This is a genomic window from Streptomyces sp. NPDC094034 (assembly GCF_040303865.1).
In the GTDB taxonomy this organism is placed as follows: domain Bacteria; phylum Actinomycetota; class Actinomycetes; order Streptomycetales; family Streptomycetaceae; genus Streptomyces.
Genome location: NZ_JBEOUD010000026.1, coordinates 65,295 through 79,654, shown reverse-complemented (window position 1 = coordinate 79,654; position 14,360 = coordinate 65,295). Strand labels below are relative to the sequence as shown.

Genomic DNA, 14,360 nt, shown 5'->3' with positions numbered 1-14,360 from the left:
CTCCTCAGTCGAGCAACAGTGCGGCCGCGGACAGCGTGCTGACGGTGCATCCACGGAGCTTCTTCGCCTGGAGCGTGCCGAGGCCGTAGGCCATCGACGTAATGCCCATCCGGGGGGCGAGTTCTGCGGGCCGGTAGAACATCGTGGCGAAGTAGGTGAACGAGGCGTCCGGGCGGTCGTAGTCGGTGCCACTCATCAGAACCGTCCACCGCGCTCCGTCGCGGACGAGGATGCTGAAGGAAAGGAGGGCGTCGTCCTGCCGCGCCTCCACCACCATGACGTTCCCCGGGCCGAAGTGTTCGCGGAGGTGTCGCAGCGAGCCGGCCTCACGCTCCGGGTCCGGGGTCCCGCCGTACTTGGTCACGATCTGCGCGCGCAGCCGCACCAGTTCCGGTTCCTGGTCCCGGACCGCGCGCTCGCTGATCACCACACCGCGGAGCGCGATGTCCCGCAGTTCGCGGCGCACGGCGAAGCGGCGCTTGCGCGGCAGCCCGGCCACATAGCCGTCGAAGTCCGGCCAGGTGACGTCCATGTCACAGCGGTCGACCATCGGGACCACATCGAAACCCCGCGTGCGCAGGGCGTCCAGGAACTCCGGGAAGTCGGGCCTCAGGAACAGCGCCGCGATGCTGCGCATGCCCTGTTCCCGGCACCAGTCGACGAGCCCGTCGACATACGCCCGCACCGCGGCGGGATCGTGCGCACCGGGTCCGACCGGGGCGCTCTCGTAGTTCGGGAACATCAACAGGCAGCAGGGAAAGGCCTCTTCGGGTGCGAGCCCCCGCCAGGGGTGCGGTCCGTGCACGGCCACGCCGTCGTCGACCGACCCGCCGGAGAGCACGCGGTGGGGGTCGAACCGCACATGGCCGGTCGGCCGGTCCATGGGGCCGCCGACGAGCGCCACGGACGGTCCTCCGTCACCGGAGAGCTCCAGCGTGCGCGCACCCCCGGGGATACGCCCCTCGGCGAGCATGATCCAGCGTCGGCTCAGTGTCACCGGAGCGCCGGCGCCCAGGTACTCGTCCCAGTCGTCCGCCACCCCTGTCCGCACCGCGAAGGTGCCGGGGAAAGGCCGCACGAGGGCGGCGGCTGACGGCGGATCGTCCATCTGCGTCACGGCGGTATTCCTTCGGTTGTCTCTGGGCCGCCTTTGTCTCCGGCGCTGTCTCCGGCGCAGGACCCGGATGTGCCGGGCCCTGCGCCGAGCCCGAGGTGGTCCGTCGCACGGAGTGGGATCAGACCTCGACCACGGGGCTTCAGACGGTGGCCAGGTCCCACACCTCGGCCGTGCCACTGATGTCGTGTGCGTCCCAGACGGTGAGCTCGTCCCACACGGTGAGCTCGTCCCAGACCTTCAGCCCGTCCCAGACCTTCAGCCCGTCCCAGACCTTCAGCTCGTCCCAGACCTTGAGCTCGTCCCAGACCCTCAGCTCGTCCAGGTCTTCGATCCGGTCCCAGACGGGACGTGTTGTGGTGTGCGCGTCGTGCATGTCATGTCCTTCCGAAGAGTGCGGCAGTCCGGTCACCCAGGAATCACCGCCTCGCCGTGGGCCGGTGGGCACATGCCGTATGAGCTCGGGCCGCGAGGCCGCTCACGAGGAGATGAGCCATTCCTGACCATGGCCGGTGAGGGCTTCGCTTCCGCCCCCGGTTCGGTGAGTGTCGCAGAGGGGTCCGACGCCCGTCTTCTCCCAGGTTGCTCGGACGCGAGACGGCTCCGGCGGGCGGGAAAGACCGTAAAACCGCAGGCCGAAGGGGCCGCCCCCGCTGCCGCGACGTCCCGGGGGACGGGGCTCGGGCACGGGCCGCGACGCCTGCGACGTCAGGTCGTTCCGGCCCCGAAGGCGAGGACTACGTTGTGTCCCCCGAAGGCGAACGAGTTGGAGAGGGCGGTGGTGAGCCGAGCCGCTCTCGGTTCCGCGCCCACCACGTCCAGGCCGAGTTCGGGGTCCACCACCTCCAGGTTGACGGTCGGTGGCACCAGTCCGTGCAGCAGCGCCTCCACACACACCACCGCCTCCAGGGCGCCGGCCGCTCCCAGGCTGTGGCCGGTCATCGACTTGGTCGCGGAGACCGGTATCCGCCCGGCGGCCTCTCCCAGGACGGTCCGCAGCGCCTTCGCCTCCGACGCGTCGTTGTACACCGTCCCCGTGCCGTGCGCGTTGACATACGAGATTCCGGCGGCCGACCAGCCGGCCGAGCGCAGGGCCTCGCGCATCGCGCGCGCGGCCCCCGCCCCTTCCGGGTGCGGGCTGGTCACATGGTAGGCGTCGGACGAACGCCCGTAGCCGCTCAGTGTGGCGAGCACATCGGCTCCCCGGGCACGCGCGTGCTCCTCCGATTCGAGGACCAGCACCGCCGCTCCCTCCGCGAGCACGAAGCCGGCCCGGTCGGCGCTGAACGGACGACTGGCACGCTCGGGCTCCTCGTTGAGCGTGGACAGCGCCTTCGTCCTGGCGAAACCCGCCACCAGCAGGCGGGTGACCGGTGCTTCGGCGCCACCGGCCAGCACCACATCGGCCTCCCCGGAGGAGATCATCTGGTGGGCACCGATCAGCGCCTCGCCACCGGACGCGCAGGCCGTCCCCACGGAAGTACTGGGGCCGGTGATGCCGTGCGCGAGAGCGATATGGGAGGCGGCGCTGTTGGACATCGACATGACCACGGAGCGCGCACCGATCCTGTTCGGCCCCGCTGTCTCCAGCAGATGGACGTTCGTCTCCCAGCTGCCCACCCCGCCCGCGCCCGTCCCCAGCACCACGCCCACGCGGTCCCTGTCCTCGTGCGAGAGATCCAGCGAGGCGTCCTGGAGGGCGAGCCCGGCCGCCGCGAGCGCGAGGTGGGTGCAGCGGTCGGTGGACAGTTCCTCGCGCCGGCTCGGGGCGAGAGCGTCGGGGAGGTCCACCTCTGCGGCGATGCGTACGGGCAGTCCGGTCGCGTCGAACCGGGTGATGGGACGGATACCGCTGACCCCTTTGAGCTGTGCCTGCCAGAACTCGTGCCGGCCGACGCCGATGGGCGTGACCGGCCCAAGGCCGGTGACCACCACGCGCCGCCCGCTCACGCCCCCTCTCCGGTCCCGAAGGCGGACAGGTAGTCGACGACATCGCCGATCGTGGTCATCGCGAGCGCCGTCTCGTCCTCGACGGGTGCACCGGTCTCGTCTTCCACGATGGTGAGCAGTTCCACCATGTCGAGGGAGTCGAGACCCAGATCCTCCTTGAACTTCGCTTCGGGGCTGATCTCTTCGGGAAGAAGGCCGAGCTTCTCCTCCAGCGTGGCTGTCAGCCGCTCCAGGATCGCGCCGGCAGAAGTGACTCCTGTGTTCACAGTGATCATCCTTCGTCGAGGGTCGGGGTCCCCGCCGTGCGGACGCCGATGACATCCGCGTGCAGGGCGAGGTCGTGGCAGACCGCGCCGACCGCCATGACGAACCGGTCGGCCTGTTCCGTGGTCAGCGACAGTGGGGGCTGGATACGCAGCACCCGGTTGCGGTTCGCCGTGACGAACGTGAGTATCCGGTGATCACGGGCGAGCTGTCCGACGAAGCGCAGACACATCAAGTCGCCCAGCGAGGCCTCCAGGGCCTTGCCCGCCCGGCTCATCGCCGTGCGTACGTCCTCGGGCAGCCAGTCGACGAGGGTGTGCAGATCACCGGGCAGCCGGGTGAGGATCTCGTCGGCCATGGCGCCCGCGGCGCCGGAGAAGTCGCCGTCGATCTCGATGGCGTTCATCAGTCCGACGCCACGCACCTCGCGGATGAATCCGTACGGTTCGCAGACCGCGCGCAGGCGGGCACGCAGATACGCCCCCGTGTCGCGGGCCCGCTCGGGCAGCTTCTCCGCCGCCAGGACGTCCAGCGTGGCGAGGCCCGCGACGGCGGCGAGGTTGCCGCCGCCGAAGGTGGACGAGTGGAGCATCGCGCGGTCACCGCTGCCATAGGCGTCGTCCCAGAGACCGGCCCTGATCAAGGTGGCGGCGATCGGGACAAGTCCGCCGGAGAGAGACTTCGCCAGACAGACGACGTCCGGCCGCAGGCCGTCGTGCTCGGCGGCGAACATGGCACCGGTCCGGCCCAGGCCCGTCTGGATCTCGTCGAGGACGAAGACGGCCCCGGCGTCGGCACACAGACGCTGCGCCTCCAGCAGATAGCCCGGGGGCGGCGGCACGACACCGCCCTCGCCCTGTACCGGTTCGACGATGAAGGCCGCGGCGCCGTCGATGACGGCCGCGAGGGCGGCGGCGTCCCCGTACGGCACACCCACGACATCGCCCACCAGGGGGGCGAACGGGGTGCGGTGCGTGTCCCGGCCGGTGACGGACAGGGCGCCCAGTGTCTTGCCGTGGTAGCTGTTGTCGGCGTGGACCAGCCGGGTGCGGCCGGTGGCCGCGCGGGCGACCTTCAGCGCGGCTTCGACCGCCTCCGTACCGGAGTTGCTGAAGAAGACACGTTCCAGCCCGCCCGGTGACACCGCGCTGAGCCGCTCCGCCAGCTCGGCCGTCTGCACCGGCATGGAGATGTACTGGGCGAAGGTGGGCGCGCCCAGGTCCAGGAAGCCGCGCAGCCGGGCGACCACGTCCGGATGGTTGTGGCCCAGGCCGAGAGCGCCGTAGCCGGCGACGAAGTCCAGATACTCGACGCCGTCGACGGTGGTGAGCACGCACCCCTCGGCGCGGGTGAACACCCGGTCCATGCCATGGGCGGCGAACAGTCTCGCCATCGGCGGGTTGACGTGGTCGCGGAAGCGGCGCCTGGTCACCGCGGTGATGTCCCGCTGCGGGGCGGGCCGGGACCGCGGCCTGTGGTGGTCGCCCAGCCGTGCGATGTCGTCGTCCGCAAGGGTGCGGCCGAAGGTGGCGAGCGGCTTCGGCAGGAAGCCGTGCCGCGCCGCGAGCGCCCCGATCAACCGTACCCCCTCCACATCGATCCGGCGGCCGAGCGACCAGCACTCCGCGCGGCCCTCCAGGGCCAGCACGATGGTCTCCGCGAGGCAGCCGTTGAGTTGCTGGGTGGGCGCCGGCCCGCCGCCGTCACCGACCACGACCGCCTCGACCGCGCTGACGAGCCCGCCGTCGACGACCAGCACATCGCGGCCCGTCGGCGCCGACGGCGCGTCCCGGGGCAGCGCGACGTCCACCACCACGGACCCGGGGTGCAGCCGGCCGGTGTCGATGACGTCTCCGGACGAGGAGGCGGCCACATACAGACGGGGGGTCGCGTAGCACTCCGAGACGTCCTCACGCAGGGTCACTCGCGTGTGGTCGGCCGGGTCGAGATGGCTGAGCAGGGCGGAGGGGGAACGACGGCCGCGGCGGGTGACCAGCTCCAGCCGGAACCCGTCGGCGAGCAGCAGCCGGGCGACGGCGAGCGCGATCGAACCGGGGTAACCGACGACCACGACCGGGGTGTCCTCGACCGGCAGCGCGAGGAGCCGCGCACAGGTGTGGAGTGCCTGGTGAGCGGCATAGGTGGTGAGGGAGTTGCCGCTGGTCACGGGCACGTCCACGTGCGATGCCGTCCAGAGTCCGCGGTCCCCCACGATCGAGGTGGCACCGCCGAGGCCGACAATGTCCGCGCCCGCCTCCCGCAGTGCCCTCACCTCGTCGGCCACCGTCTCCCGGGCGGCGGTGGGCCGTCGCAGGATCTGCTCCGCGGTGTGGGCGAGAGCGCGGATCTCGCCGTCGCACCGGCTGCCGGTGAGCGAGGTGACGGAGCCGAGCAGCGGCAGCGGAACGTGGCGACGGGGGCCGGGCGCGCGTACGGTGCCCCGGTGGTCGTCCAGGAGCCGGCCGAAGAGGTCGAGGCCGCGTATCTGGTTGCGGTGGGCCGGGCTGACCGCGTGGGCCAGGAAGCCGAACTTCACCGGGGCTCTCCTTCAGTGTGAGCGGGCACGTGCGGCGGGGCGCACGTCAGCGTCCGGGACGAACGCGTACCCGCGCGGCGGGCCGGCGGGCCATGTCGAAGGTCAGCTCGGGAAGCCGGTCGCGCTGCCAGCCGAGGGAGGAGAGCGAACTGAGCCCGTCCCCCTCGTTGTTGTGGGCCATCGGCACGGAGTAGAGATCGACGGTGGACGGCCTGCGCAGCCGGTCCACGAGTTCGCCGGGGCGCACATCGGTGAGATGACGATGGCTGACGGTCAACTCCCCGTAGCCGCACTCCCATTCGCCGTCCAGGAGGTGCAGGAGCCGCGTCTGACGGCCCGCCCCGCCGCCCTGGCGGCCCTCCCGGTAGGTGCGGATCACCGAGTGCCCGCCGTCGATGAGCCGGAAGACGCTCAGATTCCCCGCTAACCGGTGTCCGTTGACGGTCACCTCCTGCACCAGCGTGGGCACGATGTCGGGCACCATCGCTGCGGCGCCGTCCCCGACGAAGGCGAGGACGTTGTCATCGCGGGTCAGAGCCACCGCGGGCAGCGCCTGGAGGGCGTCGCCCATCAGGGCCCGTCCGTACCAGCCGGAGAATCCGGGCCCGGTGCGCGGCAGGTTACGGATGGCGGAGAGCCCGCCACGTCCGACGTCGAAGACGCCGGTGTAGGTGTACCCGTGCGTGGTGATCAGGGTGTCGAGGACCGAGCCGAGGCGGTCGAAGAAGTAGTTGGGGCTCATCGGCACAAGGGGCAGGGTGTGCACGATGTCGGAGGCGCTGTCGCGGCTCTCCCCGATGGCGCGGTGGCGCCGCGCCCGCAGCGGTTCCGCGACATCGAGCCGCCGGCGCAGCTCACGCAGGAACTCCAGTGCGTCGCACCTCAGCCGGTGGTCGGCGAAGGGCGCCAGATGCTCCTGCTCCCGTGTGATCTGCGCGATGCGCAGCGAGCGGGCGAGCGCTCGCGGGGAGAAGGGCGTCGCGGCCTCGGCGATCCGGCTCTTGAGGAAGAACAGGCACTGTTCGTCCCGTGGCCGCAGCCGTCCGCCGCGGTGCAGGAAGTCATGGATACGGTCCGAGTAGCCGAAGACGCCGAGTGTGCCGAGGTACTGCGGTACGACCGCGCCGTCCCGGTAGCGGGCGACCGAGCCGGGCCGGGTGAGGGAGTCGGCGAGGGCGATCCCGGCCCGCGCCGCGATGTCGTGGACGAGATCGCGCTCCTCGGTACTGAGCCTGCCGCACTGCCACAGCAGCCTGTCCGGGCCGCGATTGACGATCTCCACGACAGGCGCCATAGCGTCCTCGTGGACGGTGAACCGTGCGCGCGGGGCGGTTTCCCGGACGGGCCGGGAGGCCGGCGCGGCGCGGGTCCCGGCGGGGTGCCGCGCGGGTGGCGTCCGGGCCGTGACCGCCGTCGCGCGCAGCACCTCGGGCGTGGCCAGCAGCACGACCGGCCCGCGGTCGGCCTCGTAGGCCGCGAACGCCTCGTTCAATTGGTCGGTCAACCGCTCGGGGTCGTCGAGATAGAGAAACGGGATGCCCTTGGCCCGCAGTACCTCTCTGGTGTCCTCCGCGCCGTGCACCGTGCCCTGGAACGGAAACCACGTGTCCCGCGGCGACTCGGCGCAGACGATGAATCCCCGGGCGCGCGCGTCCCGGAGATTGGCCAGGGTGCCGCGGAACTCGTCGGCCATCCCGCTGGTGACGACGATCAGGAAGGGCGTCTCGTCCAGCTGCCACCGGGCGAGTGCCCCGCAGGCCAGGCTGTGTTCGCTCGGACCGCGCAGCACGGGATTGCCGCCGCGATCCGCACGCGCCTCCAGGTCCTCGATCAGACCGGACACGACGGAGCCCGTGTAGTAGTGCAGGCCCCAGCCCGAGCCGGCCCGCTCGTCCAGGAAACCGGCCAGCTCGTCGCCGAGCAGCGCGGGCGTGCTCGGGGCGGCACCGCGCAGTGGGGCTCCGGTGCGGCCGACCTGTACGTAGTCGGTGAACGCGCAGACGATGTCGGCGGCCAGGACCCAGGGCAGCGCGGGCAGTCGCCGCCGGGTGTAGGGGTGCGCCAGCAGCGCGGGTCCCAAAGGCGCCTCGTCGTAGACGAAGACGGTGTAGGGCCCGACGTCGCACCGTACGGAAGCGGCGACCGCCGCGCGCAGGAGGGCGAGGCCCGCGCCGAGGCCGTCGCCGTCGCCCGGCGTGGCCGTCGGTACGTCGCCGGGCCCCGCGTCCACCAGGACGAGAGCCAGCGCGTCGTCGCCGTCGCGCGGCTCGTCGGCCGTCAGTCGCCGTAGTTCGTGCGCGGCGTCGGCGAAACCTTCGGCGCTGACCAGACGGATCTCGGCGTCGGGCAGCGCGCGGTCCAGAAACCTGCGGGCGCGCACCACCGCGTGGCGATAGGCGTCCGGCGCGGGTTCCGGGGAAGCCGTGGGGGGCGGAGGGGATCCGGGGGCCACGAGTTCCCGTACGGACGCGCCGGTGTCCGCCGCAGCGGCCGGTCCGGTACGGCCGGCCAGATCCGACAGGGCGGTGGCGATCGTCCCGTGGAACGCGGCTCGCCCGCCCACCGCGACGACGAGGAACCGGGGCCGTTTGTCGCTGTCGCTTCCCACAGTCACTCCCCCGTCGGACACGCATGACCCACTCCGCCCAGCAGTCTGCACGGCTCGCGCTGAAGGGGATCTGAAGGAGATCTGCATAACCTCTGGAGAGGGATCAGCCGTCCGGTTGGTCGCCGCCCCTGATCAAGTGCCTGCACAGGCCCTCGTGGACCCAGTCCTCCCACTGCTCCTGTGTCCACTTCCGCTCCGAGGCGAGCAGGTGGTACAGCTCCGGGCCCAGCAGCGCGTAGCAGATGTCGACGGCCCGCTCGGGTCCGAGCCCGTCCGGCAGGAGTTCCCCGTCCGCCAGAGCGTGTACGAACTGCCGCTGGAAGAGGCGCCGTTGCTCTTTGTTCGTCTGCCACATGTCCCCGCCGTCGTCCTCGGCGACAGCCGCGTTGCGCAGCACCTCAAGGAGCGGGGCCGCCTGCTCGTTGATCGCACGGGTAAGTCGCACCAGATGCCTGAGCTGCGCTCGCGGGTCGGCCACGGCGAGCGCCTCGGCGATCCCGGCGTGGGGCTCCGCGGCTCCGGCGGTGTCGTCGCAGGGGAGATGAAGACTGAGCAGGTTCCTGAGCAGTTGTTGTTTGTTCCCGAACGAGAAGTAGACCGTCTGCACGGCGACGCCGGCCTCCCTGGCGATGGACGCGATGGTCGTCGCCTCGTAGCCGTGCTCGGAGAAGAGCTCCATAGCGGCGTCGAGAATGCGCCGACGCGTCAACTGCGCTCGCACACGCCTGGTGTCCGGCATTTTCGGGCCCAGCACCACACCCCCCCTTGCTATAGTCCCCGTCTAGAGTTGTCATATATTCACATCGAAGACAGGGGGTGCAAGCGTGCCGGCCGATCCGAGCGAAAAAGGGCCGATACACACCGCCCGTGTCCCGCCATCGCTCCTCGTACTCGTGACGGGCGGCATGGGTCTCTCCATGTTCGTTCTCTACGCGATAGGCGCGCTCGGGCCCTTCCTCATCGAGGATCTGGACATGTCGAGCTCGCGACTGGGGGTGCTGACCGCGGTGACCTTCGGCTCGGCGACCGTTCTCTCCCTGTACGCGGGACAGGTGGCGGACGTGTTGGGGGGCCGGCGCGCCTTCACCGTGCTGATGACGCTCGTCGCAGCCGACTTCGCCCTGCTGATCGCCACCAGGACGTACTGGTTCCTGCTCGCCGCGCTGGTGCTCGGCGGAGCGGCCCAGTCGCTCGCCAATCCGTCGACGAACAAGCTGATCACCACTCATGTACCGGCCGAGCGGCGGGCGGTGGCCGTCGGGATCAAGCAGTCGGGGGTACCGCTCGCCGCGTTCACCGCCGGACTGACCCTGCCCACGCTGGCCGAGGCGATGTCCTGGCGCGCCGCTCTCGCCCTCGTCATCCCGGTCGCGCTGGCGGCCGCACTGGCGGCCGCGCTGCTGCTGCCCAGGGACACCGGACGGCCGGCGAAACTCCGGCCGGCCCTCCCCAAGGCGCCCAATCTCCCCACCCGGTGGCTGATGGCCGTATCGCTGTGCGTCGGCTGCGGGCTCTCCGCCCTCAACACCTATCTGCCGCTCTACGCGCACCAGCGGCTGTCCATGGGGGAACGGAGCGCGGGTGCGCTCATCGCCGCCATCGGCGTGTCCGGCATCGCCAGCCGAGTGCTGTGGTCCCGGCTCAGCGACCGGCTGGACGTCCCCAGGTCGCTCCTCATCCTGAGCGTCGCCTCGGTGGTGTCCGGGGCTCTGCTCCCCGCGGCCACCGGAGCGACCTGGCTCGTATGGATCGGAGCCGTGGGCCTCGGCTGCTCGGCCGCCGCGGCCAACGCGGTCTCCATGGTGGCGGTGACCCAGGGCAGCGGCTTCGGCTCCACGGGCCACGCGTCGGCCCTGGTCTCCATGGGCTTCTTCGCGGGGTTCGTGGTGGGGCCGGTCACCTTCGGTCTGCTGGTCGACGCGACCGGCGGCTTCGCGGCGGGCTGGGCCCTGGTGACGGCCGTCTTCGCGGTGGCCGGCCTCTGCTCCTGGGGCGGCAGGCGGATTGTCCGGGCCAGTGTCTAGTGCTGTGGCCGGAATGGTTTCCGGTCACAGCACCGGCCCGGACCATCGTCGCGCCTCGGCCGCCGGGGCGCCTCAGGACATGAAGTCGTAGTACAGGTGGCTGTCCTCGGCGGCGTCGATCCAGGACCCGTAGCGACGCATGCCGTACAGCAGCGGCAGCTGCAACTGCAACTGCGTGATGGCGACGACCCGCCCCATGACCACGGCGTGGTCCCCGACCAACTGCACGTCCTGGACCGCGCAGTCCGCGATCGTGTGCGCCGCCTCGTACAGGTGCGGGCCTCCGATCGGTCCCATCGTGCGCCACGGGACCCTCTCGAAGCGGTCCTTCGCGCCGGAGGCGAAGAGCTCCGCCGTCGAACGGGCCTGACTGTGCAGGATGTTCACCGCGAAGGCCCCGCTGCCCTTCACGGCCTCCAGCGTCGGACTGCCCTGACGCAGGCAGACCAGCAGCGTCGGCGGATCGAGCGCGACGCTGCACAGCGAGGTGCAGGTCATCCCCCACGGTTCCCCGTCGGGCGCGAGTGTCGTGACCACCGCGACGCCGGTGGGAAACCCGGCCATGAGCGGACGGATGTCGGGCTGGTCGGCTTCCGGCACCATGGTGCTCGCCTCCTGCTGATAGGTCACGGGGACGTGTGGACGGGAGAGGGCGGAACGGTGGACATGGGCAGCAGCGCGGCCCGTATCTCGTCGACCATGTCCGTGGTGAACGACTCGCGCGTACCGCCGAGGAAGTGGAAGTGCCCGCCGGAGTAGACGCGTTCGGTGAACCGCCCGCGCGTCTGCCGGGCCCAGGCGGCCATGGACGCGAGCGGCGCCCAGGAGTCGTGCGTGGCAGCGAAGACGGTCAGCGGCGCGGCCAGCGGCGGGCGGTGCGCGTCGGGGCGGTACTCCGCGACGGCGCGCAGGTCGCTGCGGACGACCCGGAGGAAGCGGTCGCGGAACTCCGGTACGGCGTCGAGCTGGGCCGGCATGCCGCCCATGTCCCGCAGCCGGGCCATGAGCTCCGCGTCCGAACTGTCGTGGTCGGGAAGCCTCGTCAGTACCTCGTGGCCCGGTGCCCCCCGGCCCGAGACACCGACCCAGCCGGGTCCGGCGCGGCGTGCCTCCAGCGCCCGCGCGGTCTCGTGGGCGACGACGGCCCCGAGACTGTGCCCGAACAGGGCCAGTGGCGTCCCGTCGGCCCAGGGCAGGACGTCCTCGGTAACCGCCGCCACGATCTCGTCCATGTCCTCAAGGGCGGGCTGCGCGTAGCGCTTGCCCCGGCCCGGCAGATCGAGCAGCAGCACGTCCCAGTCGGCGGGCATCCGCCGGGTCAGCGGAAAGTACGAGGCGGCCGATCCGCCCGCGTGGTGGAAGGCCACGAGACGGAGCGCGGGCCGCGCCAGGTTCCGTGGGCGTACGAAATGACTCATACGCCCTGCTCCCGCCCGTCGGCAGCGGCGGTACGGGCCTGGTCGGCGATGTCGTCGGCCAGCCGGCCGAAGAGCTCTCCGAGCGGCAGATCCAGCGGTAGCTCCTCCGCCGTCAGACCCAGCCGGTAGTTCTCCTCGACCTTGGTGATGAACAGGACCGACAGCATGGAGTCACCACCGGCGTCCAGGAAGGACCCGTTGGCGTCAGGCTCCTCGGAGGCGTGCAGGGCGTCGGCGAGCTCGGCCATGAGGTAGGCGCGCACGGCCTCCCGGTCCACGGGCGCGGGTGCGCCCCGCCGTCGGCCGGCGACGGCCGCGTCCTGTTGGGCGCTGCCCGCACCGACCGGTGGTTCGTCGATCCAGAAGCGCTTGCGCTGGAACGGATACGTCGGCAGATCGCCGAGCAGCGGGGTACCGGCCGCGCCCAGCTCTCCGAACCTCAGATCCGCGCCCGCCCGGAAGAGTCCGGCGAGAGCGGCGAGCAACAACCCGGGCGCTGTGCCGTGGTCGTGCCCGACGAGAGGCACCGAGCGCGTGCCGTCGGGAGACTCCCACTCCAGGCGCGCGGGTTCCGCGGCCCCGGTGTCGCGCTCCGGACGGACACGGATCCCGAACCGCCCGACGAGCCGGGCCAGCGCGCCGCCCGGCCCCCGCTCCTGCCCCGTCTGTCCGGCGACCGCCGCGGGGAAGGCGTCCGCGAGCTCGGCGAGCCCTTCGGCCAGCCGTGTCTCGTCGCCGGAGAACCGCAACACGACCGTGCGGAGGGCCGATTCCCCGCGCGCGACGGCGGGAGCAAGGTTCTGTGCCGTCACGAGTCCGTCGGCGAGCCCGTCGGCGAGTTCACCGGCCGTCGTTCCTGTGACGGCGATCCGGTGGGCGAAGGTGGCTCGCCCGGTGCGCAACGTGTGGCAGAGCGAGGGGAGTTGGGCCTCGTCCGTCTTCTTGAGATAGCCGCTCACCGCGCCCACGAGTTCCGCGAGGGCCACCGGATCCCTGGCCGACAGGGTGAGCAGTTCCGGACGGCCGGTGACGGCGGGTGCCGGCCGCCCGGCCGGCTCGTACGCCTCAAGAACGACATGGGCGTTGGTGCCGCTCATGCCGAACGAGTTGACCCCGGCCACCTTGCGGGCCAGCGGCCAGGGCCGCGCGCGGCGCGGCACGGTGAGGGCCAGCCGGTCCCACGGGATGTGGGGGTTCAGTTCCGCGCCGTCGTCCGGCAGCGCGGCGGGTATCTCACCGTGCTGGAGCATGAGCACCGTCTTGATGACGGCGGCGATACCGGAAGCCGCTTCCAGGTGCCCCAGGCGGGCCTTGACGCTGCCGATCGGCAGCGGCACGCCCCGCTCGCGTACGGCCGCGCCGACCACCTCGTCGAGGGCGCCGACCTCGATGGGGTCACCGAGCGCGGTACCGGTGCCGTGCGCCTCCACGTAGCCCAGCTCACCGGGTCCTACGCGGGCATCGGCGAGCGCGGCGCGGAACACCTCCTGCTGGGCAGGGCCGTTGGGCGCGGTGAGCCCGGCGGCCGCCCCGTCGTGATTGACCGCCGAGCCCCGGATGGTGGCGAGCACGGGGCGCCCCTCGCTCTCGGCGTCGTCCAGCCGCATCAGGACGAGGGCACCGACTCCCTCGCCCCGTCCGTATCCGTCGGCCGAGGCGAGGAAGGACTTCGACCGGCCGTCCGGGGAGACGGCGCGGGTCTGGCAGAGCGAGACCATCAGGCCGGCGGAGAGCAGCAGATTGGACCCGCAGACCAGGGCGTAGCGGCACTCGCCGTCGCGCAGCGCCCGGACGGCGAGGTGCAGGGCGCTCAGCGACGAGGAGCACGCGGTGTCCACACTCAGCACCGGCCCGCGAAAACCCATCACATGGCTGATGCGGCCGGCTCCGAAGCAGAGCCCCCCGCCGGTCGTGAAGTACGGGTCGATACGAGTCAGATCGGAGCGGTCCGCCAGGCGCTCCCCGTACTCGGAGGCCATCATGCCCAGATAGACGCCGACGTCGAGCCGGTCGGAGCGGCGGACGGCGATGCCCGCCCGCTCCATCGCCTCCCACGCGGTCTCCAGCAGCATCCGCTGCTGCGGGTCGAGCAGCTTGGCCTCGCGCTGCGAGATACCGAAGAACTCGGCGTCGAAGTGGGCGATGTCGGAGAGGAAGCCGGCTCGGTCGACGTAGGAGCGGCCGGGCTTGCCCGGGACCGGGTCGTACGCCGCGCGCAGGCCGGGGCGGTCCTCGGGAATCTCCGAGTCGGCCGTGCCCTCTGCGCGCAGGAAGTCCCAGTAGGCGTCCGGAGTGTCGAGCCCCCCGGGCAGCCGCAGGCTCATGCCCGCCACGGCGAGCGGTGCGTGCCGCTCGTCCTCAAGCTCCTGAATTCGTGCCTGGAGCCGCCGGGAGTGCCTGAGCTGATCCTCCATGAGCTGCCGGATCTGCGCGGGTTCCATGGTGT

At 71.6% G+C, this 14,360-nt stretch carries 11 protein-coding genes; 1 reads left to right on the top strand and 10 read right to left on the bottom strand.

From position 1 onward, the window contains the following. Positions 1 to 4: 4 nt before the first annotated feature. The 7 genes from ABTZ59_RS22595 to ABTZ59_RS22565 all read right to left on the bottom strand — a co-directional run bounded on the left by ABTZ59_RS22595 (position 5) and on the right by ABTZ59_RS22565 (position 9,193). Positions 5 to 1,117, bottom strand: a complete 1,113-nt coding sequence (locus ABTZ59_RS22595; RefSeq protein WP_351411027.1) for a GNAT family N-acetyltransferase — start codon at positions 1,115 to 1,117, stop codon at positions 5 to 7. 139 nt (positions 1,118 to 1,256) lie between these two features. Next, positions 1,257 to 1,490, bottom strand: a complete 234-nt coding sequence (locus ABTZ59_RS22590; protein WP_351411022.1) for a hypothetical protein — start codon at positions 1,488 to 1,490, stop codon at positions 1,257 to 1,259. Between the two features lie 332 nt (positions 1,491 to 1,822). Next, positions 1,823 to 3,064: a beta-ketoacyl-ACP synthase II gene (fabF, locus tag ABTZ59_RS22585; protein WP_351411013.1), complete on the bottom strand. Its 1,242-nt coding sequence runs from the start codon at positions 3,062 to 3,064 to the stop codon at positions 1,823 to 1,825. Further along, positions 3,061 to 3,330: an acyl carrier protein gene (locus ABTZ59_RS22580; RefSeq protein WP_351411000.1), complete on the bottom strand. Its 270-nt coding sequence runs from the start codon at positions 3,328 to 3,330 to the stop codon at positions 3,061 to 3,063. The genes fabF and ABTZ59_RS22580 overlap by 4 nt, the downstream gene beginning before the upstream one ends. 5 nt (positions 3,331 to 3,335) lie before the next feature. Beyond that, on the bottom strand, positions 3,336 to 5,864 hold the full coding sequence (gene pigE / locus ABTZ59_RS22575) for a prodigiosin MAP biosynthesis aminotransferase PigE (RefSeq protein ID WP_351410993.1): 2,529 nt from the start codon (positions 5,862 to 5,864) through the stop codon (positions 3,336 to 3,338). A gap of 46 nt (positions 5,865 to 5,910) precedes the next feature. Next, complete coding sequence (locus tag ABTZ59_RS22570) at positions 5,911 to 8,472, bottom strand: hypothetical protein (protein WP_351410986.1); 2,562 nt, start codon at positions 8,470 to 8,472, stop codon at positions 5,911 to 5,913. A gap of 103 nt (positions 8,473 to 8,575) precedes the next feature. After that, on the bottom strand, positions 8,576 to 9,193 hold the full coding sequence (locus tag ABTZ59_RS22565) for a TetR/AcrR family transcriptional regulator (RefSeq protein ID WP_351410971.1): 618 nt from the start codon (positions 9,191 to 9,193) through the stop codon (positions 8,576 to 8,578). A 184-nt stretch (positions 9,194 to 9,377) separates the two neighbouring features. On the opposite strand from ABTZ59_RS22565, the gene ABTZ59_RS22560 reads away from it, so the two are divergent. Then, positions 9,378 to 10,496 carry an MFS transporter gene (locus tag ABTZ59_RS22560; protein WP_351411371.1) on the top strand — a complete coding sequence of 373 codons (1,119 nt, stop codon included), beginning with the start codon at positions 9,378 to 9,380 and terminating at the stop codon, positions 10,494 to 10,496. A gap of 72 nt (positions 10,497 to 10,568) precedes the next feature. On the opposite strand, the gene ABTZ59_RS22555 is transcribed toward ABTZ59_RS22560, so the two are convergent. From ABTZ59_RS22555 to ABTZ59_RS22545, 3 genes are read right to left on the bottom strand one after another with little or no spacing between them, the layout of a single operon-like run. Next, positions 10,569 to 11,126: a flavin reductase family protein gene (locus ABTZ59_RS22555; RefSeq protein ID WP_351410939.1), complete on the bottom strand. Its 558-nt coding sequence runs from the start codon at positions 11,124 to 11,126 to the stop codon at positions 10,569 to 10,571. Continuing rightward, positions 11,123 to 11,914: a thioesterase II family protein gene (locus tag ABTZ59_RS22550; RefSeq protein WP_351410930.1), complete on the bottom strand. Its 792-nt coding sequence runs from the start codon at positions 11,912 to 11,914 to the stop codon at positions 11,123 to 11,125. Before ABTZ59_RS22550 ends, ABTZ59_RS22555 begins: the two co-directional genes overlap by 4 nt. Continuing rightward, entirely contained in the window at positions 11,911 to 14,355 is a 2,445-nt protein-coding gene (locus tag ABTZ59_RS22545; RefSeq protein WP_351410923.1) for a beta-ketoacyl synthase N-terminal-like domain-containing protein, read from the bottom strand. Before ABTZ59_RS22545 ends, ABTZ59_RS22550 begins: the two co-directional genes overlap by 4 nt. Between the last annotated feature and the right edge of the window lie 5 nt (positions 14,356 to 14,360).